The sequence below is a fragment of the Lujinxingia vulgaris genome, assembly GCF_007997005.1.
Classification (GTDB): Bacteria; Myxococcota_A; Bradymonadia; order Bradymonadales; family Bradymonadaceae; genus Lujinxingia.
In genome coordinates, this window is record NZ_VOSL01000058.1 from 27488 (window position 1) to 50456 (window position 22969).

Sequence of the window (22969 nt, forward strand, 5' to 3'; positions counted from 1 at the left end):
TGAACCTGATCACCGGCGGCGACTCGTCCTGTGCTTCGTTATAAATCCTCCCAGATTGCGTCGGTGAGCGCAAAACTCGCCGCTGACTCCCCCTGCCCCTGACGTCCCCTAGCCCCGAGTAGTCAACGCGTCGGGATGACGCTGATACCACCAGCGCTTGACCGCCGGCGCCGACCACACCACCGGCGCCGGCGGCAGGCTGTTGAGGAAGTAGCGCCCGTAACTCTTATGGGCCACGCGCGAATCGAGGATCGCCACCACCCCCACATCGCTCTTCGAGCGAATCAGGCGGCCAAACCCCTGCTTGAGCGTGATCGCCGCCGAGGGCAATGAGATCTGCGCAAAGCTGTTGCCCCCGCGCTCATCCACCAGGTTGAGGCGAGCGCGCGTGAGCGGATCGGAGGGGTTGGCAAAGGGCAGCTTGTCGATGATCACCATGCTCAGCGCCTCGCCCTCCACATCCACCCCCTCCCAGAAGGAGCTCGTGGCGAAGAGCACCGCGTTGGGCGTTGCCCGGAACTTCTCCAGGATCTCGCGCTTGCTGGCCTGCCCCTGCAAGAGCACCGGGAAGTCGATCGTATCGACCAGCAGATCGTAGACCGCGTTCATGTTCATGTAGCTCGTAAAGAGCACAAAGGCGCGCCCCTCGGTGATCTTGAGCAGGTAGTCGACGATCAGCGCTACGTTATCGCAGAACTTCGGATCGTTGGGGGCCGGGAGTTTGTTGGGCACATAGAGCACGCACTGGTTCTCGTAGTCGAAGACCGGCTCCAGGATCAGCTCCTCGACCTTGACCGGCTTGACCGAGGGCCCCTCCTCGCGCTCAAAGCCCAGCATGCCCATGCGACGCTTAAAAAACTCGAAGTTGCCGCCGGTGGCCAGGGTCGCCGAGGTGAAGACCAGGGCGTCGTGGGTGTCGAGCAGCTTGCGCCGCATCAGGCCGGCCAGGTCGATAGGCGCGGCCTGCAAAAAGACCCCGCGATCGCGCCGCTCCACGATATACGCGTAGCGGGCGTTATCGCAGTTCATCACCTGCTTGAGCTCAAAGCTCAGCTCGCTGGCCCGCTGCGCCAGGCGCTGCCCCGACTCTCCCAGCGCGCTCACCGCGCGCACCGCCCCGCCCAGATCATCGAGCGAGTCGTACACCTCAGCCAACGCCTCATCGATGGCGGGGCGCTCGGGGATGCCGTCGAGCACGTCGAGCCCGTGGCGCCCCTCTCGCAACACGCCCAGAAGGCGATCGAAGAGTTGGCCGGCGACCTTGACCATGTATTTGGTCGCCTCCAGCACGTCGGCCGAGGCCTCCACGCTGACCTCGTCGCTCTCCATGGCCCGCTCCACATCGCCGGCCAGCTCCCAGAAACGGAAGTTGGAGACCTGCAGTCCGAAGTACTCCGTGGCGACGTTCTCCAGGTGGTGGGCCTCATCGAAGACCACCGCGTCGTAGGAGGGCAAGATCTCGGCAAAGCCCGTCTGGCGCAGCGCCAGGTCGGCAAAGAAGAGGTGGTGGTTGACCACGATGACGTCGGCTTCCTGCGCATCCTCGCGCACCCGGTTGACGAAGCACTCATCGTAGAAGGGGCATTTGGTGCCCAGGCAGGCCTCCGAGCCCACCGAGAGCTCTTGCCAGGTGGGGTAGTTGTCGGGGAACCCCTCGATCTCGGCGCGGTCGCCGGTGCGGGTCTTGCCCGCCCAGCTGCGGATCACCGGCCACATGCGCACATCTTCGGCCGAGCGAAAGGCGGGCTTGCGCTCCATCTCCTCAAAACGATGTTTGCACAGGTAGTTACGCCGCCCCTTGAGCAGCACCGCCTTAAAGGATCGCGGCAGATGTTCTTGCAGAAAGGGGATGTCCTTAAAAAAGAGCTGCTCCTGCAGCGCCTTGGTGCCGGTGCTCACCACCACCCGGCGCTTTGAGAGCAGCGCCGGAATCAGGTACGCCAGCGTCTTGCCGGTGCCAGTGGCCGCCTCCACGATCGCCGCGTGGCGGCCCTCCAGCGCGTCGGCCACCATCCGGGCCATCTGCACCTGCTGGGGGCGAAACTCATAGCGCTCAAGTTTCTGATCGAGCAGCCCCCCGGGCTCCAGAAATCGCTCCACCGCGCTGCTCATTGAATCACCTCACCCAGGGTCTCGATCAGTCGACGCCAGTCGTTGGCGCTGACGTTGGCAGGCACATCCACCTCCTGCTCGCTCAGGTCGGCCAGCCTTCCGGCGTAGGCCACGGGCACATCGTCGGCGTGAAGACCGCTGGCGCAGACCCAGATCGCGTCGCGCTTCTTTCCGGAGCGCGGCCGCAGCCCCGCACAGATCGTCTCGCCATGCACTCGAAACACAAGCTCTCGTCCGGGACGATCCACGAGCACGCGCCGCAGCATCGTCTGCTCGGTGTGCAGCTCCAGGCGACGCCCGTCAAAGACCACGCTCCCCGGCTCTCGGACCGGGCGCGTGCGATCGGCCGCCCGCGCCCTTAACCCGTTATGAACGCTGCGTTTTTTCAACTCACGAACCGGCGCCGCGATCGCCAGCGCGGCGGCCAGCGCCCCCAGAACGATCGGACCGACGGAGCCGCCGAAGATCATCGCCAGCACACCCAGCACCGCCAACCCCACCTTGACCTGGCGGGCCCGCTGACGTCCGGCGCGGCTGTCGCGGTAGGAGGGCATGTAGCCCCAGAGGTAGTCGAGCGCGCGCCAGAATCTGCGGCTGCGAGGCGCATAGGCCTCCTCGCGCTCCAGCTCAGCATCCAGCCTCAATGTCATTGCGCCAGTCTCAGTCATTGGCCTCGGGCACGCTCATGTAGAGGGCGCGAAGCGGGTCGGCCTCGTCACCGTAGATGTAGGCCGGCCCCAGCCCGATGGCCGCCCCGCCGAGCGCGTCGCCCAGCGACTCAAAGTCGCCGCCGCTGCGTCCGCGGCCGCGCCAGCCGCTCATCTCGGCGGCCTGCTGCTGCTCCCACTGCGCCTGGAGCATCAGCAGCGCGTCGAGCTGCTCGGGGAGGCGATCGGAAAAGGCGTAGAGCACATGCCCGGTGACGGTGGCGTCGTGAGTGGCGCGGTGCGCCTCCTCAAGCGGGATGCCCAGAAGTTTGCAGATCGCGCCGAGGTTCTTGCGCGGATGATTTTTGAAAAACTGGCGCGCAAAGATCAGCGGGTCGAGCGTCGGCGACTCATCCGGCCAGCTCAGCCCGCAGCGCTCCAGCTCCTGGCGAATAAAGCTGCGGTCGAAGGCCAGGTTGTACGCCACAATGCCCACCCCCTGAAGACGCTCATGCACCTCGGAGGCGATCTCCTCAAAGCGGGGCGCGTCTTTGACGTCCTCGTCTTTGATGCCAGTGATGCGCGTGGACTCCTCGGGGATCGGGCAGCCCGGGTTGACGAGCTTGCCGTAGGTCTCCACGACCTCCCCGCCCTCAAAACGAATGATGCCCACCTCGGTGACGCGATCGGTCTGCGGATCGAGGCCGGTCGTCTCCACGTCGATCACCGAAAGGGTGAGATCTTTCCAAAGCTCGGGCCAGTTCGACATCGGGAGGTCTCCGGGGGGGAGGTAAATCAACCATCGGGGCGGCGCGCCACCATCGTGCGCACCGCAGATCGTAGCGGGCTTATGCGCCGGCGGCGCGTTTTGCCATCAGCTCGCGGGCGCCGGCCAGCAGCGTATCTTCATCGACGTGGCGGCGATCCTCAATCACAAGGCGTCCGGCCACCACGGTGTGGCGCACCGCGCTGGCACTCATACTCAAAACGATGTGGTCCAACAAGCTCCCGGACGAGGCGCCCCACAGCGTGGGATCCTGAAGATCAAGGGCGACGAAGTCGGCCGGCTGCCCCGGCTCAATGCGCCCGCTGACGCGTTGACCCAGCGCGCGCGCGCCCCCCACCGTGCCCATCTCCCAGAGCACCGCGGCGCTCTCGGTGCGGCCTTGCGGGTCGCAGGCCGGGAGCACGTTTCGGGCCTGTGCGCGCAGCCTCTCGTGGTACTCCACGAGGCGCATCTCCTCAAAGGGGTCGATGACCGTGTGGCTGTCGCTTCCCAGCGCGATCGGCACGCCGGCTTTGACGAGCTCGCGCGCCGGCAAAAACCCGTCGCCCAGGTTGCGTTCGGTGGTGGGGCAGGCGCAGATCGTGGGCCGCGTCTCGGCAACGATCCCAAGCTCCCGCTCGCTCATATGGGTGCCATGCACGAGCGTCCAACGCGGGTTGAGGCCCGCCCACGCGTGCAACGCCTCGACCGGCCCCATGCCGTAGGCGCGCTGGGAAGCGGCGATCTCGGCGGGCTGCTCGCAGACGTGGGTGTGAATGACCATCTGGCGCGCCTCACAGAACGCGGAGATCGCCTCCACCCAGCTCCGATCGACCGCCCGAATGCTATGCGGCGCCGAGCCCAGGCTGACCCCCGGCGTCGTACCCCAGCGATCCTCGAGCGCAGCGAGCCTCCCCAGGTACGTCTCGACATCGGGCTCGATAAAACGCCGCTGGCGCGGCTGCGCGCCCTGGCCGATGTCACCCGTGTGGTACGCCACACGCAACAGCGTGATGCGAATCCCCACCGCCTGTGCGGCCGCAATCACCCGATGCGCAAGCTCGTTGGGATCGTCGTAAGGTGCGCCGTCAGGGCGGTGATGCACATAATGAAACTCGCCAACGTGGGTGATGCCCGCCCGCGCCATCTCCCAGAAGGCCAGACGCGCGGCCGCCTCGACCTCCTCGGCAGATAAGCTCAGCGCCACCCCGTACATCGCCTCGCGCCAGGTCCAGAAGTCGTCGTCGGCCCGGGCCGGGTCACGACGCTCGGCCAGCCCGCGCATCACCCGCTGAAACGCGTGGCTGTGCGCGTTGACCTGCCCCGGCACAAGCGCCACCTCCCCCAGATCCACGGTGCGGTAGCGCGTCGGGCGCTCCGGCATCGCCCCCACGGCCACGACCTCCCCGGCCCTGACCCACACCGAGCTGTGCTCGGTCCCCCCCTGAGCCCCCCACACTCGCCGCGCTCTGTACTCGATGAGCTCGTCGTTTGTTCGCTTATCGCTCTCCACCACCATCGTTCCCTCAAAGTTGATGCCGCACTCGCCAGGCGCCCGCAGGCCAGAAGTTCGCTCCCACCCTGCTTAACACGCCCCCCGCTCCCCCGCGCAACATCGCAGATGCGACGGGTTGCGCGGGGGCCAGACACAAAAGACGCGGCCGCTTCATACGACCGCGTCTTTTGCGACGTCACGACCTGTGGGGTCAGGTTAGAACATCTTTAAGCCTGGCCCCTCACAACGCCCCAGAACCTCCGGGGCGTCGGCAGGTTTGAATCAATGCACCGAGGCCTGCGCTCCCGGCGAGCTGGCAACCTCAAAGGTGAGCTCGCCATCCTCCACACCGACCGCGATCGTCTCCCCGGGGGCGAAACGCCCGGCCAGAAGCTCTTTGGCCAGCTGATTCTGCACATCCTTCTGCACCACCCGCTTAAGTGGACGCGCCCCGTAGACCGGATCAAAGCCCCGGTCGGCCAGCAAGGTCATCGCCTCAGAGCTCACGTGCAACCCGAAGCCGCGATCTTCGAGCAGCCTGCGCAGACGGCCCAGCTGGATGTTGACGATGTGATCCATCTCTTTGCGAGTCAGCGACTGGAAGAGAATGATGTCGTCCACCCGGTTGAGGAACTCCGGCTTAAACATCTCGCGCATCTCCTCCATCACCAGCGATTCAGCGCGCTTCGGCTCGTCTTGGCCGTACTCCTGGATGTGGTGGCTGCCCACGTTGGAGGTCATGATGATGACGGTGTTGGTAAAGTCGACCGTGCGCCCTTTGCCATCGGTGAGACGCCCCTCATCGAGGATCTGCAGGAGGATGTTGAAGACGTCGGGGTGGGCTTTTTCGATCTCATCGAAGAGCACCACCGTGTAGGGTCGGCGGCGCACATGCTCGGTGAGGTAGCCGCCCTCATCGTAGCCGACGTAGCCCGGAGGCGCGCCGATGAGGCGAGCGACGGCGTGGCGTTCCATGAACTCGCTCATGTCGAGGCGCACCATGTTTTGTTCGTCGTCGAAGAGGAAGGCCGCAAGCGAGCGCGCGAGCTCGGTCTTACCTACCCCCGTCGGGCCCAGGAAGATGAACGAGCCGATGGGGCGCTGCGGATCTTGAAGGCCGCTGCGCGCGCGGCGCACCGCGTCGCTGACCGCCTCGACGGCCTGATGCTGACCGACGACCCGCTCGTGCAGGCGATCTTCCATCTTCAGAAGTTTGCGCTGCTCGCTCTCCAGCATCTTCTGCACAGGGATGCCCGTCCAGCGGCTCACGATCTGCGCCACATCCTCATCAGTGACCTCCTCACGCAGGAAACTTCCGCTCTGCTGAAGCTCAGCGAGCTCCTCGTGGGTCGCCTCCAGCTCCTTCTCAATGGCCGGAATGGTGCCAAAGCGAATCTCCGCCGCTTTCCCCAGATCGCCACCGCGCTCGGCCTGCTCGTACTCGACGCGAAGATCTTCGAGGCGCTGCTTGAAGTCGCGGGCCTTCTGAATGACCTCCTTCTCGCGCATCCAGGTGGCCTTCATGCCGCTGGCCTTCTCGCGCAGCTCGGCGATCTCACCTTCGACCTCTTCAAGGCGCTGTTTGCTGGCCGGATCATCCTCGCGTTTGAGCGCCTGGCGCTCGATCTCCATCGAGGTGATGCGACGCTCCATGCGGTCGATCTCTTCGGGGAGGCTCTCCAGCTGCATCTTCACGCCGGCGGCGGCCTCATCGACAAGGTCGATGGCCTTATCGGGCAGAAAACGGTCGGTGACGTAGCGGTGGCTGAGCTGGGCTGCGGCCACCAGCGCCGCATCCGAGATGCGGATGCCGTGGTGCACCTCGTAGCGCTCTTTGAGCCCGCGCAAAATCGTCACGCTATCTTCGACCGTGGGTTCATCGACCTGGATGGGCTGGAAGCGGCGCTCCAGCGCGGCGTCTTTCTCGATGTACTTGCGGTACTCCGCGATCGTGGTGGCACCGATGCAGCGCAGCTCCCCGCGCGCCAGCGCCGGCTTGAGCATGTTGGAGGCATCCATCGACCCCTCCGAGGCCCCGGCGCCGACCAGGGTGTGCAACTCATCGATGAAGAGCACGATCTCGCCAGCGGCCTGGTCGATCTCCTGGAGCACCGCTTTGAGGCGATCTTCAAACTCCCCGCGGAACTTCGCGCCGGCGATCAGCGAGCCCAGATCCAGCGAGACCACCCGCTTGTTTTTGAGGCTCTCGGGCACGTCGCCGGAGGTGATGCGCTGGGCGATGCCCTCGGCGATCGCCGTCTTGCCGACGCCGGGCTCACCGATGAGCACCGGGTTGTTTTTGGTGCGCCGGCTCAGGACCTGCAGCGCGCGGCGGATCTCTTCATCGCGGCCAATCACCGGATCGAGCTTGCCGCTCTCGGCCATCGCCGTGAGATCACGGGTGTACTTCTCCAGAGCCTGGTACTTGTTCTCCGGGTTGACGTCGGTGACGCGCTGGTTTCCGCGCACCTCGGTCATCGCCGCCAACACCCGATCGCGGGTCACACCGACCGAGCGCAGCACCTGGCCGCCCTCATCCTTCGCCTCACTCAACGCCAGCAAAAGGTGCTCGGTGGAGACGTACTCATCACGCAGCCCGTCGGCTTCCTTCTGGGCCACGCGCAGCACCTCGCCAAAGGCGTTGGACACTGAAGGCGTTGTGCCTTCGACCCGCGGCATACGCCCCAGGGCGTCGCGCACGGCCTTGCGAAGCCGCTCGCTGCTCGCGCCGAGCTTGTTGATGATGGGAGAGACGATGCCCTCATCCTGCTCGAGCAGCGCGTCGAGCAGGTGAATGGTGCGAACCTCGGGGTGCTGCGCCTCGGCGGCGCGGTCCTGAGCTTCGGAGAGGGCCTCACGCGACTTGATCGTAAACTTCTCTATACGCATCGCTTTTGCTCCGTCGCGGACCCTCGCCAGGGGACGTTGGGATCAGGGGCAAACGCACCACAGCGCTCTCAGCCATGAAACTGGCCGGCCTGACTCCCCTCCCGCAGCGAGATGTCCATCTTCAAACGTTATCTAGGTCTGGGCCGAAGGCGGACTCTGCTTCCGCCCAAAGTCCCACTGTCGGAGATCAACCTACGCACGACTGTACAGGCGTCAAGCACTCGGCCGGGTCGAGTGCTTGAGTCAATCCGCTTCCCCGCGTAGCAACTGCTCGAGCGCGACCTCCCAGTCAGCCTGAATCTGCCCGCTCACCCCGTTGGTCTCCTCATAATGGGAGCCCGGTGCGGCGTTGGTGCCCTGGGGGGCCTCGAAGTCGTAGGCCGGCACCATATAGCCCAAAAAGTCGCCGCCCAGCCCGATGAAAAAGGGCATCGCCTCGGCATCCAGCCGATCATAGATGTAGGGGCCCTCGGGGGCCTGCTCAAAGTTCGGCGGGTTCTCCTGATCGGGGCGCACCACGCAGGGCGACTCCCCCTGCTCCCCCTCTTCGAGGGGCATGCCATCGGGGCCGCAGACCGCCTCGACGCGCCGCTCCTCCACATCACCGATCACCGGATCCCAGACCGACGCGCGCCCCGGGTACCCCCCTACCAGGCTCTCTGGAAACACCTCCCCGGGGGCCGTAAAGAAGGCCACAGGGCCCAGACGCACCATCGAGGTCTCGGTGAGCACCTGCGGCGGCCCCGGGTAGAAGCGCTGCGCGTTGATCTGGGCGGCGTTGTAGACGTCGCGCTCAATGAGCTTTAAGCCAAACGCCGCCACCTGAAAGATCGCGTTCTCGATCGGCGTGAGAAACTCCGTCGTGCGAAAGCTCAGCGCCGGCGAGTTTTGCGGGAGGAGCTCGCCGCCGTGATGAGCTTGCAAGACGTGCATCGCCAGGCGTTGGCCCACCGCATCGGCGGCCTCAAAGCTATGGCGCAGCTCGCCCTCAAAGGCCTCGTCCGCATAATTGAGCGCGCCGCCTCGCCCCGGGTTGATGAGCCCGCCCAAAGCACCGGCAAAAAAGACGGTGACCCCGCCCAGCCCCTCAAGCGCGGGCTTGAGCTCCTGACCCTGCGCACCCTGCACGGCATCGAGGCCCTGCTCGATGTAGTGGCGAACGTAATGCGGATAATCGGCCGTGATGAGCTGATTGCCCGCCCAGAGCACCTCGGGGTGGTTCGCGAAGCTGAGCAAAGTGGCGATCGTCGCGCCATCGTCCACCGCGCTCAGGCGCACCACCGGCAGGTTATCATCGAAGATGTACGGGGGGCGGCTGTCGCTGATCGCCAGCCCCTCGACCCCGGGTTTGAGCACCGCAGATTGAACGTCGGCGGGCTGAAGAGTCTCCACGGCCTGCTCCAACCCCAGCAGAGTCTGCGAGAAGATGCGCTCGATAAAGGCCGGGTTGCGCCCGCTACGCTCGGGCAGGGGTGAGCCCGGCCCCCACTGTCCGGCGGTGTCGGGCGCCTCGTGGTTATGCGTGGAGGCGACGATCAGGTGGTCGATGCCCAGCTCCGCCGGGATGCGGGCGCGCAACGCCTCGATGTCGGTGTGAAAGAAGCCCACCACATCGAGCGAGACCATCGCCACCGTCGTCTCATCCTGGCGCAGCACCACGATCTGGCTCTTTAAGTCGTCGTGGGCAAACTTCGAGACGCAACACTCCGGCCCCTCGCAACCGATGCGCTCCTCGGGGCAGAAGATCGCCGGGCGCCCGCTGGAGAAGCCCGCAAGCCACATCGCCTCCTCTTCCCATCCCGGGTCACTCTCGCCATCGGCCGGCGGCGCTTTGAAGGACTCCGGGGTGATGATCATGCTGGCGGCCCCGGCCAAAAGCACCTCCTGCGCTCCCGCCTCACACCCTGGCTCGCCGGGGCATCCGCGCGGCGCCGGCGGCTCATAGATGCAGACCTTCGGGCGCCCCGCCTCGATCTCCTGGCAGGTCTCCTCGGGGCGGCACTCATCATCGTAGGAGCAACGCCGATCGAGGTTGGAGATACACTGGCAGTCGACCCCCCGCTCATCATCGGCGCATTGCGGGAACGCCTCACAGCGCGGCGGCTCAAGCCCTCCCCCGTCGGCATCGCCGCCGCCATCCTGCGACGCGTCGTGCTGGTCGCCAGCGTCACCCTCACCCCCATCGTGTTGCGCGTCATTGTCGGGCGTGCAGCCCACCATCCAAGCCATGATCAGCATCACGCCGACCCACGCACCACCTCGCAAGGCCCCTCGCCACATCGCACGCTCCTTTCGTCTGTTGACCATTGCCGTAGGTGCTGACGATAACACTGCGCGCAGGCCCTGCCCAACGCCCCACCCCCTCGCCAGAGTTGCCCCTTTGTTCCACGCCCGGAGTTCTTCCATGCTACGCCCCCTGCTCAAGCGCGCGCGCCGCGCGATGACCGAACGCCTCGATCTGGTGCTGCGCCTCTACCCGCCCTACCTGGGCGCGGGCATCCGCGTGCGTCACATCTCCAAAGACTACCGTCACATCCGCGTGGAGATGCCGCTTACCCTCACCAACCAGAACTACGTGGGCACCCACTTTGGCGGCTCGCTCTACGCGATGGTCGACCCCTTCTACATGTTGATGCTGCTCAAAAACCTCGGCCCCGAGGTCATCGTCTGGGACAAATCCGCCACCATCGACTTCAAGCGCCCGGGGCGCTCCACGGTGCACGCTGAGTTTCGCCTCACCCAGAGCGACATCGACGAGGTCTGGCGCGCGCTCGACGACCAACGCGTCTACGAGCCGGTCTTCCCCGTCGAGATCCGCGATGAGGATGGCGCGCTCGTCGCGCGGGTCGAAAAAACCCTCTACATCCGGCGCAAAGCGACCTGAGCGTCGCTCAGAAAAGGGCCGCTCGACCGCACGGCGCAACAACCTCGTGCGCCCCGAAGGTCGCGTCCTCCAGGCTCGCCCCTCACCTTCGGGCGCAGGCAGCAAAAAACCCTGACGAGCCCGCGCTCGCCAGGGTTGTTCATGACGTCAGCAACGTCGCCGGATCAGCCTGATTGAAAGGATCAGGCCGCGCGGCGACGCAGGCGCGCGCGCAGCGGTCGACGAACCTGAGGATCGACCAGCGCTCGCCGCCAGCCCTCCCGCTGAAAACGCAGCGCCAGCACACCGGCCACCACCGCCATCTCGACCACCAGCGCCATCCACGCTCCCACCGCGCCCATGCCCATCACGTAGGCGAAGAGGTAGGCAAAAGGCACCAGCAAAAACCAGGAACCGGCAATGCCCGCAAACATCGTAAAGCGGGTGTCGCCAGCGCCGTTGAGCGTGCCCGCGGTCACGATCACCGTGGCGTCAAAGAGCTGGAAGATCGCCGCGACAATCAACAACTTCCCGGCCAACGCGATGGTCGCCCCGTCGCTGGTAAACACGCCCACGATCGACTCGTGGAAGAGCACAAAGCTCACCCCGAAGAGCCCCATCAAAAGCCAGGTGAGCACGAGCGCGGCCTGGTAGGAGCGGGCCACCTCCGAATAATGCCGGGCGCCCACGTGCTGGCCGGCCAGAATGGTGGCGGCCTGGCCGATGCCCTTCCCGGGCAAAAAGCTCACGCTGACCACCTTCAGCGCGATCTGGTGGGCGGCGAGCTCCACGGTGCCCAGGCGAGCGAGCAGCGCGGTGAAGAGGGTAAACCCGCCGATGCCCAGCACGTAATGCACGCCCATCGGCAGACCCAGCCGACCGATCGAGCGCACCACCTCCATCGGCACTCGGCGCAGCAAGCCGCTGTGGCGCGCAAAATGCCAGAGCACCGCCACAAGCCCCACGCCCTGGGCGATCACCGTGGCGATGGCCGCACCCTGCACACCGATGGCCGGGATCGGGCCGAAGCCGAAGATCAAGATCGGGTCGAGCACGATGTTGATCGCGTTGGCCAGGATGTTGATCTTCATCGGCGTGCGCGTATCGCCCACGCCCTGGTAGTAGTTGCAGAGCGCCAGCGAGACGTACCAGAGCCCGGCGCCCAGCGCGCGAATCCCGAAGTACTCGCGGGCCATCGCCTGCACGTGCGCCTCCCCGCCCAGCGCCTGGAAGATCCACACATCGAGCAGACTCAGCCCCACCACCGCCAGCCCGAAGGGGATCGCCAGCAACACGCCGGCGCTGGCGCTCTGCAGGGCGCGCTCTTTATTGTCGGACCCGCTGGCCTGGGAGGCCACCACGCTCACCCCCTGGAGCGTGCCCATAAAAAATCCGTTGATCAGAAAGGTCGCCGTCGTCGCCAGCCCTACCGCCGCCAGCTCCGCGGTGCCCAGCCACCCTACAAAGAGGGTGTCGGCGAGCTCCATCGCCGTGAATGAGAGCATGCTGATCACGATCGGCCACGACAGGCTGGCCACCCGTGGGATGCGCTCGGCCAGGCTGCGGCGCCGCTGATGTACACCGGGTTGTCGCAACATCTCTTACCTCGTTTGCGTCAGGGCAATCCCTGCGAACCTGGCAAGAAATCAAAAGGCCGCAGGAGGGGATTCCTGCGGCGCTAGAAAAATACGTTATTTGTGTAAATTTAACGTTTCTTTACCGCAGGAGGGTCGGCGATCAGGACGCCGAAGACGTGGCCGCTGCCGCCGGCAGCTGGCCCGCTAATCTGGGGGAGGATGGGGTTGGACATGGTCTTCCGAACTCTGCAGGTGCGCCAGGCCCGGTCAGCTCTGGCGGGTCATCGACCCCACAGGGTGGGGGGTGATGTCACGTTTCAATCAGATGGCGAGGCCGAAGTCAAACCTCAGCCTCAACGCGCTCCTCCGCACTCGAATCGGCAGCCAGTCGGGAGACCGGCGCCGACTCGCCGGCAACCTTTACAGGCGGCGCCGGGTCCACCGAGGGGCGCTCGATGTGCGCGGCCGGGTAGCCGAAGATCTCGCGGGCGGTGCGCGCGCCAAAACACTCGTCGAGGATCTCGAAATGATCCAGCGTCACCTCCGAGGGGTGCGCCACGCCCACCGCGCGGGTCAGCCACATCACCTCTTTGCGCAGGGTGACCATGTAGTTGGCCAGGCGCGCGGCCTTGTTGGTGGGATCGAGCCCCCGCATCAGCCAGCGGTTCTGCGTGGCCACCCCCGCCGGGCAGCGCCCGGTGTGGCAGGCCTGGGCCTGGATGCAGCCGATCGAGAGCATCGCCTCCCGGGCCACGCCCACCATGTCGACGCCCATCGCAAAGGCCAGCAGCGAGGCTTCTGGAAAGCCCAGCCGGCCGGTGCCCATAAAGACGATGTTGTCCTGAATGCCGCGACTGGCGAAGATCTTATAAACCCTTGAAAACGCGAGCTTAAACGGAAGCGCCACGTTATCCGCGAAGACCAGCGGCGCCGCGCCCGTGCCGCCCTCCCCGCCGTCGATGGCGATAAAATCCACGCCCCGGTCGCCGGGCACCATCTTGTCAGCGAGCTCCTCCCAGAACCCCAGATCGCCTACGGCGGACTTGATCCCCACGGGCAGGCCGGTGGCCTCAGCGATGGACTCCACAAAGTCGAGCAGCTCATCGACGTTGTTAAACGCGGAGTGCGACGCCGGGCTGATGCAGTCGCGCCCCATCGGGATGCCGCGAATCTGGGCGATCTCGGCGGTGATCTTCTCGGAGGGAAGCACCCCGCCGCGGCCGGGCTTGGCGCCCTGGCTGAGCTTGATCTCGATGGCTTTGACCGGATGCTTCTCCAGCCTGGCGAGCAGCTCCTCGATGGAGAAGTTCCCGTCGCGGTCGCGCGCACCGAAATAACCGGTACCCAGCTGCCAGATCAGCCCGCCGCCGTGCTGGTGGTAGGGCGAGATGCCGCCCTCCCCGGTGTTATGAAGCGCGCCCGAGAGGGCGCAGCCGCGGTTGAGCGCTTCGACCGCCGGCCCACTCAGTGAGCCGTAGCTCATCGCCGAGACATAAAATACCGACTTCGGCCGAAAGGCCTTCGCTCGCCCGCGCGCCCCGCCCAGCACCTTGGCGCAGCCGATCGGGTGCAGCTCATCGTAATCCTCATCGCCCGGCTGCGGCTCGCGGTAAGGGAAGACCGAGGGCTTGATCACCAGGTAGTTCGGCGAGGTCTCCAGATCGTTGCCGGTGCCAAAACCGAAGTAGTTGTTTTGCTTTTTGGCCGAGGCGTAGACCCAGCGGCGCTGGTCGCGGGAGAAGGGCCGCTCCTCGGCGTTGTTGGTCACGATGTACTGCCGAAGCTCCGGCCCCACCGACTCCAGCATGTAGCGGAAGTGCCCGATAATCGGGAAGTTTCGCAGGATCGCGTGCTTGCGCTGGGTCACATCATAGACCACCACGAGCAACAAGAAGAGAAGTATCGCGCCGGAGATCGTCCACACCATGGGTAACCTCACACACCCAACGCCGGGGCGATGGGTTCGTTATGTTCGACTTGGAAAGAGGGGGGCGACGTGTCAATCGGGGGCACGCTAACACAGCGGCGGCTCGCTGGCCAAAGAAGGCGGCCTCCTCTACGATGACGCACATCCTACATGGCCCATCGCTGCGCTTTTCGCGGCGCTCCCGACCTCGGAACGATCTATGCGTCAGCCCCTCTTTGTGCTCCTTACGCTCACCACCGCGACCCTCATTATCGGGTGCGATCGCAAAAGCGAGCCCCCGCCGCAAACGCAGCCCGCTGGCGAGCTGGCGCCGGAGGCCTTTGTGGAGGCGCTGCCCGAGACGATCACGCTGCGTGCGCTCAACGAGGCCCCCGCCGAGCCGCCTCATTACGATCTGGAGGCGTTTAAGCTCTGCCCGCTTCGCTATGAGTTTGTGGCCGACACCTCCATTGTGGCCCCCGAGGAGTTCAGCCCGATGGGGCGGGCCGTCGATCTGAAGAGTTCGCAACAGGGCTCGTTCAGCGCGCGCGTTGAAGGGGAGCGCTGGGCGCTGCATGCCGGCACGATCGACCGCTTTGAGTATGTCGACGAGGATCGGGTGCGCCACCCCGGTCTGGCCGCCGATGCCCTGGCACCGATCCTGCTCAAAGCCGAAGGGCAGCGCCTCGTTGAGGACGACGGCCCTACCGCCCTCTGGTCGGCGATGGGCGAGTTTCCCGGCCTGACGATCTTCTTTCCGGCGCTTCCCGCTCAGGCCGCACCGGGCAGCAGCACCACCTGGAGCCCGCTCCTTCACCAGCGCGGAAGCTCCAGCGAAGTTGAAGCGCGGCGCGGCAAAGCGACCCCTCCGCCCGGTTACACCCACCCCAAACCTCAGGGCACCACCCACCAGGCCGAGGTCACCCTGGAGCGCTGGCTCGACCTTGGCGAGAGCCGCGCCGCGCTGCTCCGCGCCGAGTGGTCCACCGGGCCTTATAAGGAGTACATGCGCTCACGCCAGGGCGCCACGCCGGAGCCGGTGCACGTGACGATCACCAACACCGACGACTACGCCGCGACCTACGTCGTCAGCGAGGCCGGGCGCGTGCTCTTCGCCCGGGTGCAGTCCACCCGCGAGCAACACATCACCAGCACGGGCGCGATGCCCGAGCAGCGCTTCTTCATCACGCTCACCGCGCAGATGAACCTGGTGCAGGGGTGCGACGACCCGGTGCTCGCCAGCACCGCCGAGAGCTCCGACCTGGAGATCGATGAGGCCACGCGCGCGGTCAACCGATTCATCGCCGCGGTCAAACGCAACGATCTGGCCGCACTGCATGACCTGCTCAGCCCCACGCTTCGAGAAGAACCGGGAAGCCGCGTGATTCTGGAGACGCTGCGCGCGCACCTTCAGAAACACGGCCCCGACGCCCTGGGTCACCCCGAGCTACCCACCGACCTGATGGGCTTTGACCAGGGGCACCGTGTGGAGCTGGCCGGCGCCTCGACCCACCTGGCCGAGGAAGATGAGAATGTGCTGGTGACCGTCTACTACACCGAACCCATTGAGGGAGAGACGCGCATCACAGGCCTGGGCGCAGATACGTCGGCCCGCGATATGCTCTGGGAGGTGTTGGAGATCACCGAGAAGCGATTTTTTTACGAGGGCAACCCGTGAGCCCGACGCCCGGCCTGCCCACCCCGGCTGAGAGCCGGGTCGGGGCGCCCATCTCGCTGAGCGAGCTTCGGCCGGTGCTGGCGTGGATGCAGGAGCGCACCGGCCTTGTGTTCCCGCGGGCGCGTCGCACCCACGCGTTGCGCGCGCTGCGAAAGCTCGTGCGCGAGCACCACATTGCACCTTCGCAGCTGGTCGCCCGCGCCCGACAAGAGCCGGCGTTGCTCGACGCGCTGTGCAACGCGCTGACCATCTCGGAGAGCTATTTCTTTCGCATCCCGGAGCACTTCGAGGCGATCGCCACCCGTGTGTTGGGCGCGCTGCCACCGGGCTCCCCGCTGCGCTGCTGGAGCGCGGGCTGCTCCGAAGGTCAGGAGATCTACTCGCTGGCGATGCTCCTCGACGAGCACGGCCAGCTCGGCCGCAGCGAGCTCTGGGCGACCGACCTCTCCCCGGGGGTGCTCGATGTCGCGCGTCGGGGGCGCTACCGACCCTGGGCGCTGCGCGGGCGCGCGTGCCAGCCCTTGCGCGCGCTGCTCAGCGATGAGAGCGCGGACTTTGAGGTCGCCGAACACATGCGGCGCGCGGTGCACTTCGCCCAGGACAACCTCGTCAGTGGGACGCCGGCGCCCGGCCCGGGCGCCCGGGGAAACTTCGATCTGATCCTCTGCCGGCACGTGCTCATCTACCTGGATGACGAGGCCGTGGCCCGCGTCGCCCGCCGCCTCTTTGGGGCGCTGCGCCCGGGGGGCTGGCTCTTCTGCGCGCCGGCGGACCCGCTGCTCTATGAGCACGCCCCCTTCGAGGTGATCCCCTCGCCCGGCGGGCTGATCTACCGACGGCCGGAGCAGGCACCATCGCCGCAGGAGCGCGCAAACACACAACCTTTCGAGGCTCCGACCGAGCGCGCCGCGCCCGCGATAGACCATCCTCCCCTCGCTCATCCCGCGCCGCTCACAGAGCGGATGCCAACCTCGGCGGTGTCGCGACAGCGGGAGGCCGCCGCGACCTCGGCGTCTGCATGCTCAACGCCCTCGCCACTCGAGGAGGCCCGCGCTGCCTTTGAGGCCCGGGACTGGGCCGGGGCGGTGCGCGTGCTCGAAGCGCCCGGGTTGGAGCCCTCGCCGGAGGTGGCGCTTTTGCACCTGCGGGCGCTGACCCACCTCGATGTGGAGCGTGCGCTCCGCGCCGCGCCAAACTATGAAGCGATGTTGGCGCAACACCCGCACTTCCATTACCTGCGCGCCCGGCTGGCGCTGGCTCAGCGCGATGACCAGGCTGCGCTCGACGCGATTCGCCGCGCGCTCTACCTGCAGCCGGGCTTTCTGATGGCCCTCCACCTGCAGGCCCTCGTCTGGATGCAACTCGCCAACCGTGAGCGCGCCCACGCCACACTGACCTCCCTCCAGCAGCGCTGCGCGGCACGTCCGGGCGACCAGTCTGTGACGCTGGGAGAAGGCCGAACCATCGCAGCGCTGCGCGCCGAAGTCGACGCCGCACTACACACCCTGACCCCATCGGGAGACGGCCATGTCGGATGATCCTCACCGGCGCTGGTCGGAGCTACGCCGCCGCATGACCCACGCCGAGCATCAACTTCGCCTGGCGAGTGCGCCCCGCCCCTCCGCCACCCAACCTCGCCACCCCGCGGCAAGCCCGGTGCGCGCCGAAATCACCCTCTTCTCGCGAGGCGACCAACGCTACGCGCTCAGCTCGCGACGGGTGCTGCGCATCATTCGCCTGGAGCGCCTTTTGCGCATCCCCACCGCCCCGCCCTCGCTTCTCGGCGCGACCTTCGACCAGGGCGAGCTGCTGCCGGTCTTCGATCTGCACCTCTTCTGGCGACGTCCTTCGGTGGGCGTGCGCGATCTTCCCTGGGCGGTGATTCTGGGCCAGGGCGACCTTCGCCTCGCATTGGCCTGCGAAGATGTCGACGCCGACACCCGCACCCCGGAGCCGGAGCCTCATCACCTGCAGCCGGTGTCCCGAGATCAGGAGCGCACCTTTGTGCTTGGACGCCTCTACAATGAGACGCTCTGGCTCGACGCCGACGCTATTCTTGAAGATCCCGCGTTTGACCTTCATGACACTACGGCCGCATCGGCCCGACTGATGAATGAGACCCCCGATGGATGAGCTTGAGATCACGCCGCCCCCCTTTCGTTCGCTGACGACACGCCTGGCGTTTCTGACGATGGCAACGATCGCGGTGATGATCACCGTGGTCATCGTCATGTTCTCCCTGGCCTCCGATCTCGAAAAGAGCCACCAGATGATCATGGAGGCGCGCTCCAGCGAGGCCCGCCTGGAGACGTTGGACGAGTTCGAGGCCCAGTCGAACGAGCACCTTGAGCGTATCCGTAACACCATGTTTGCGCTGCTGATGCTCGGGGGAGGCATCTGCGTGGTGACGGCCGTCTCCCTGGTCACCACGACCCGCCGACTGCGCGGGCTCTCGGTGGCGAGCGCGCGTATCGCCAACGGCGACTTCGATCACCGCGCCCCGCGCGATCCGAGCGGCGATGAGATCGCGATCCTCGGTCAGGCCATCAACGCCATGGTCGAGCGTATCCACCAGGCCTTCGTCCAGCAGCGTAAGGCCAGCGAGGTGGCCACCGTCGAACACGCCCGCGCCAGCGCGATCTTTGAGGCGACGGCCGAGGCCATCATCACCCTCAATGAGGCCGGAGAGGTCACCGGCGCCAACCTCGCTGCGTCTCGCCTCTTTGGCCGGGATCCGGAACACCTCGAGGGTCGCTACGCTGGCGACCTGCTCAAACTCGATGCCACCCCGATCGCCTTGATCACGCGCGCCAGCGCGCACGAACCCATCGACGTGGAGGGCGAAGCCCTGCCGCACTCCGGGGATGCCATCCCCGTCTACGTCCGCGCCTCGGCGGTGCGCCATGACGGAGAGCGTATCGGCCTTGTCGTCCTCCAGGATCGTCGCGCCGAAGCCCGGGAAGAGGCCGAGCGCGACCGGCTTCTGGGCATCATCCGCGAGCTGGCAAGCCAGCTCAGCTCCGCCACCGCCGAGCTGCTCGCCACCAGCTCCCAGCAACACGCCGGCACGCTCGAGCAGATGGCCTCGGTCTCGCAAACCGTCGCCACCGTCGACGAGGTCACAGCCACCAGCGAGCAGTCTGCCGAACGCGCCCGGACCGTCGCCGAAGCCGCACGCCGCTCGGAGGCTATCGGCAAAGAAGGCCAGGACACCGTCGCCGAGACCACCCGGCAAATGGAGCAGATGCGCACCCACACCGAGGAGCTCGCCCGTCGCGTCGTCGAGCTGGCCGAGAACGCCAGTCAGATCGCCTCGATCACCGCCACTGTCAATGAGCTCGCCGAACAGACCAACCTCCTGGCGCTCAACGCCGCCATTGAAGCCGCCCGCGCCGGTGAACACGGTCGGGGGTTCTCGGTGGTCGCCGCCGAGATCAAAGCGCTGGCCCGGCAGTCCAAGGGTGCCACCAGCGAGATCCAGACCATCCTCGCCACCATTCACACCTCCACCCGCGAGGCCATCGCGGCCACCGAGGCCAGCGACCAGAGCGTGTCCACCACCATCGCCTCGGCCCGTCGCGCCGGCGAGACCATCGACGTCCTCTCGCGTACCCTCTCGGAGACCGCCCGCGCCGCCAACCAGATCCTCGCCTCCTCCAGCCAGCAGGCCATCGGCATCTCCCAGATCAACGAAGCGATGAGTGCCATTGAGAGCGTGGTTCAACAGCACCTCGCCGCCAGTGGCCAGGCCGAACGCGCGCTGGGCGAGCTGACCGAGATGGTCGACCGCCTCGAAGAACTCCTTGAGGCGCGCACGTTATGAACTCCGACCAGCTTCGCAACCGCCTGCGACACATCTTCATCGGCGAGCTGCAGGAGCAGGTGGCCCGCATCCGCTCGGAACTTCTCGACTACGACCAGCTCGATCAGCCCGCGCGGCACGAGTCCTTGCAGACCCTCTTTCGGGCCGTTCACGCGCTTAAGGGTGCCGCCCGCGCTGTCGAGGAACGCGCAATCGAGCGCACCTGCCACCGCTTTGAAGACGAGCTTGCGCGACTGCGTGCCAGCCGCAGCGATCTGCCGGCCGAGCTCATCGACGCCTTTCTCAAGGTCACCGACGCGCTTGAGCAGGCCGCGGAGCTGCTCGCTACCGGGCAACCGGTCCATGACGAGCTCTTCCACTCCGCAACCTCCGATCGCGCCCCACAACCACCCGCCGCTGACCCGGGCTCCAACCGGGATCGCGAGACCTCGTCCACCCCGCCACAACGCGCCCCTGAAGCTACGCCCGACACGTCGCGCCCACCCACCGAGCGCCCACCTTCGGCGGTGCTTCGAGCTCTGGGCGCTTCGACCGCCGATGGCCCCCAACACATCCGGCTTGACGCTGCGGAGATCGATCGCCTCGTCGCCCTGGGCGGCGAGCTCTGGACCGCCCACCGTCGCCTCGATCGCCTCGCTGCTGATCTGGTCGATCACCCCGAGCGCGCCCGCGACGCCGCGGCGACACTCTACAACCACAGCCGCCGCGTCAGCCGCCTGATCGAGGATCTCAATGAGCGCCTCCAGGCCGCGCGCATGCAACCGCTGAGCCTGACCTACGAGGTGCTCGCGCGCGTCGCTCACGATCTGCGCCGCGCCTTCCCCGAGCGCGACTTCGTGGTGCATTGCCGCGGCGGCGACCTGCGCCTCGACGGCGACATCATCGAAGGACTGAGCGCCTCGCTCCTTCAACTTCTGCGCAACGCGGTGGTCCACGGTGTGGAGCCCTCCGAGGAGCGCATCGCCGCCGGAAAGCCCGCCCGCGCGGCCATCCACGTGGAGGCCCACATCCAGGGCGATCACCTCCACATCGTCTTTCGTGACGACGGCCGAGGCATCGACTGGGACGCCGTCAACACCGCGGCCCGACACCTGCACCTGCCCGCGTCCTCCGACGAGGAGGAGCGCGTGGCCATGCTCTTCACCCCGGGCCTCTCCACCACCGCCGTCGGCACGCACAGCGGCCGCGGGGTGGGGCTCGACATTGTGCAAAACCACCTCAATCATCTGCGCGCCACCATCGCCCTGAGCACCGAAACCGGACGCGGGACCTCGTTCTTTCTGCGCATGCCGGTGAGCCTCGCGACCACCGAGGCGCTCGTGGTCACCGCCGCCGGCCAGGACGTCGCCCTGCCCACCACCGCCATCGCCTCCCTGGACCGCATCCACTGCGCGCAGGTGGAGCTTCTGGATGGAAAACTCTTCACCACATCGGACACCACCCCACGCACACGTCTGGTTCATCTCAACTCCCTCCTCGCGCTGCCCGAGCCTGCCCAAACGCCCACCCACCTCTGCGTTGTGGAGTTGCGCTCAAGCTCCGGCCGCCTGGCCCTCATCGTCGAGGACTGGCACAGCGTGCAAACGCTCGTTGTCAAACCCCTGGGCCGACGACTGCGCGGCCTGAAACTGCTCGGCGGGTACGCCCAACTTCCCCACGGGGACGTGGCTCTGCTCCTGCAACCGACCGAGCTCCTGGCCCGTGTCGCCGGCGCTCCGGCCAACCTCAACACCCCCCCCGCCCCCACACGCTCGGTGCTCATCGTGGATGACTCGGTGACCACCCGCACCCTATACCAGCGCCTGCTTGAAGACGCCGGCTGGCGCGTGCGAGTTGCCAGCGACGGCAAGCAAGCTTTAGAACTTCTGCGCTCCTCCTCGGTAGACGCCATCATCAGCGACGTCGAGATGCCTCGCCTCGATGGTTTTGAACTCACCCGCGCCCTGCGCCAGCTCCCGTCCACCCGCCAGCTCCCGATCATCCTGGTGACGGCCCGCGCATCCGATGAAGATCGCGCCCGGGGGTTGGAGGCCGGTGCCGACGCGTACATTGTCAAAAACCTCCTCGACCCGGCCCACCTCTTGCTCACGCTCGCTGACTTCCTTCCTCCGACGTCCCGCTGATGACCTCGCCATCCAGCACACCGATTCGGGTCGCCCTGCTACTGCCCGAAGCCGTGCAGCGCCAGAACTTTCTGGAACTGTTGAGCGACGATCCTCTCCTCGACGTCTGCCTGGAGCTCAGCTCCACCGACACGCTGATCGACCGCCTCAATCGCGCACGAGCCGACCTGCTGGTCATCGCCGAAACGCCCGGCCCGGGGGCGTCGCTTCGATCGATCATCGCTGCGGTGATGAGCCACGCGCCCATGCCGATCGTCATCGCCGCGACCACGCACCACGTCGACCAGACCCCGGGCCCACGCGCGATGGAAGGACTTCGGGCCGGCGCGCTGACGGTGCTCCCCGGTCTCATCAGCAACCTCGATGCGCATCAACGCGGGCAGCTCCTCTTGACCCTCCACGACATGAGCGCACTCAAAGTCGTGCGCAGGCGCCATTCGCATCCGCCATCGTCGCCGCCACGCAGCGCCAGACAACGCCCCACGCCTGAGGTCATCGGCATCGCCGCGTCCTCGGGCGGCCCGGCCGCGCTCCACCAGATCTTGATCGAGCTTCCCGCGGACTTCCCCACCCCCATTCTCATTGTTCAACACTTTACGGCGGGGTTTCTCTCGCCATTTATCCGCTGGCTCAGTCACGACACGCGACTGCACATCGACATCGCGCGCGATGGGCAACCGCTGAGGCCGGGGTGCGTCTACATCGCACCCGATCACCATCATCTGGGAGCGTCGCAGGGCAAAATTCTCCTCAGCAACGCCCCCGCGATTGGCGGGTTTCGGCCCTCGGCCACCCACCTCTTTACCTCGCTGGCCGACAACTACGGCCCGCGCGCCTGGGGGATCATCCTCACCGGTATGGGCCGCGATGGGGTCGATGGGTTGATGCACATGCGGCACCGCGGCGCCCTCACCATCGCCCAGCACGAACAGGGATGCGCCGTCTACGGCATGCCCCGTGCCGCGCTGGAGTCGGGGGCTGCCGCTCACGCCCTGCCCCTCTCTCATATGCCACGCCATCTCCTCGACCGTCAGCTTTCTCATGGGCTCCATCCCCCCGATTAGGTATTTCGCCGTCCATGTTGTAACCT

At 66.5% G+C, this 22969-nt stretch carries 15 protein-coding genes; 7 read left to right on the forward strand and 8 right to left on the reverse strand.

Annotation, left to right across the window (positions count from 1 at the left end; all coding sequences use genetic code 11):
* Positions 1 to 108: 108 nt before the first annotated feature.
* The 6 genes from FRC96_RS14710 to FRC96_RS14735 all read right to left on the reverse strand — a co-directional run bounded on the left by FRC96_RS14710 (position 109) and on the right by FRC96_RS14735 (position 10138).
* Positions 109 to 2112, reverse strand: coding sequence for an ATP-dependent DNA helicase (locus tag FRC96_RS14710; protein WP_146975485.1), 2004 nt, complete (start codon positions 2110 to 2112; stop codon positions 109 to 111).
* A complete protein-coding gene (locus FRC96_RS14715; protein ID WP_146975486.1) occupies positions 2109 to 2762 on the reverse strand; it encodes a hypothetical protein in 654 nt (217 codons plus the stop codon). The genes FRC96_RS14710 and FRC96_RS14715 overlap by 4 nt, the downstream gene beginning before the upstream one ends.
* A 10-nt stretch (positions 2763 to 2772) precedes the next feature.
* The gene (locus FRC96_RS14720) at positions 2773 to 3528 is read right to left on the reverse strand and encodes a 3'-5' exonuclease (RefSeq protein WP_146975488.1); all 756 of its coding nucleotides are present in this window, start codon (positions 3526 to 3528) and stop codon (positions 2773 to 2775) included.
* Between the two features lie 79 nt (positions 3529 to 3607).
* Positions 3608 to 5044: a formimidoylglutamate deiminase gene (locus tag FRC96_RS14725; RefSeq protein WP_146975490.1), complete on the reverse strand. Its 1437-nt coding sequence runs from the start codon at positions 5042 to 5044 to the stop codon at positions 3608 to 3610.
* A 258-nt stretch (positions 5045 to 5302) separates the two neighbouring features.
* On the reverse strand, positions 5303 to 7909 hold the full coding sequence (gene clpB / locus FRC96_RS14730; protein ID WP_146975491.1) for an ATP-dependent chaperone ClpB: 2607 nt from the start codon (positions 7907 to 7909) through the stop codon (positions 5303 to 5305).
* Between the two features lie 243 nt (positions 7910 to 8152).
* A complete protein-coding gene (locus FRC96_RS14735) occupies positions 8153 to 10138 on the reverse strand; it encodes a hypothetical protein (protein WP_146975493.1) in 1986 nt (661 codons plus the stop codon).
* A 175-nt stretch (positions 10139 to 10313) separates the two neighbouring features.
* On the opposite strand from FRC96_RS14735, the gene FRC96_RS14740 reads away from it, so the two are divergent.
* A complete protein-coding gene (locus FRC96_RS14740; RefSeq protein WP_146975494.1) occupies positions 10314 to 10793 on the forward strand; it encodes a DUF4442 domain-containing protein in 480 nt (159 codons plus the stop codon).
* Between the two features lie 182 nt (positions 10794 to 10975).
* On the opposite strand, the gene FRC96_RS14745 is transcribed toward FRC96_RS14740, so the two are convergent.
* Complete coding sequence (locus FRC96_RS14745) at positions 10976 to 12370, reverse strand: MATE family efflux transporter (RefSeq protein ID WP_146975496.1); 1395 nt, start codon at positions 12368 to 12370, stop codon at positions 10976 to 10978.
* A gap of 319 nt (positions 12371 to 12689) precedes the next feature.
* Positions 12690 to 14276, reverse strand: coding sequence for an FMN-binding glutamate synthase family protein (locus FRC96_RS14750; protein ID WP_146975497.1), 1587 nt, complete (start codon positions 14274 to 14276; stop codon positions 12690 to 12692).
* A gap of 199 nt (positions 14277 to 14475) precedes the next feature.
* On the opposite strand from FRC96_RS14750, the gene FRC96_RS14755 reads away from it, so the two are divergent.
* Genes FRC96_RS14755 through FRC96_RS14780 form a run of 6 tightly spaced genes read left to right on the forward strand, consistent with a single transcriptional unit; the run spans position 14476 to position 22943 of the window.
* On the forward strand, positions 14476 to 15933 hold the full coding sequence (locus tag FRC96_RS14755; protein WP_146975499.1) for a hypothetical protein: 1458 nt from the start codon (positions 14476 to 14478) through the stop codon (positions 15931 to 15933).
* The gene (locus FRC96_RS14760; RefSeq protein WP_146975501.1) at positions 15930 to 17471 is read left to right on the forward strand and encodes a CheR family methyltransferase; all 1542 of its coding nucleotides are present in this window, start codon (positions 15930 to 15932) and stop codon (positions 17469 to 17471) included. The genes FRC96_RS14755 and FRC96_RS14760 overlap by 4 nt, the downstream gene beginning before the upstream one ends.
* Positions 17461 to 18066, forward strand: coding sequence for a chemotaxis protein CheW (locus tag FRC96_RS14765; RefSeq protein WP_146975503.1), 606 nt, complete (start codon positions 17461 to 17463; stop codon positions 18064 to 18066). The genes FRC96_RS14760 and FRC96_RS14765 overlap by 11 nt, the downstream gene beginning before the upstream one ends.
* Complete coding sequence (locus FRC96_RS14770) at positions 18059 to 19756, forward strand: methyl-accepting chemotaxis protein (protein ID WP_230470284.1); 1698 nt, start codon at positions 18059 to 18061, stop codon at positions 19754 to 19756. Before FRC96_RS14765 ends, FRC96_RS14770 begins: the two co-directional genes overlap by 8 nt.
* Positions 19753 to 21879 (forward strand): hybrid sensor histidine kinase/response regulator, encoded by a 2127-nt coding sequence (locus tag FRC96_RS14775; RefSeq protein WP_146975506.1) that lies wholly within the window; start codon positions 19753 to 19755, stop codon positions 21877 to 21879. The genes FRC96_RS14770 and FRC96_RS14775 overlap by 4 nt, the downstream gene beginning before the upstream one ends.
* A complete protein-coding gene (locus FRC96_RS14780; protein WP_146975508.1) occupies positions 21879 to 22943 on the forward strand; it encodes a CheB methylesterase domain-containing protein in 1065 nt (354 codons plus the stop codon). Before FRC96_RS14775 ends, FRC96_RS14780 begins: the two co-directional genes overlap by 1 nt.
* The last annotated feature ends 26 nt before the right edge of the window (positions 22944 to 22969 follow it).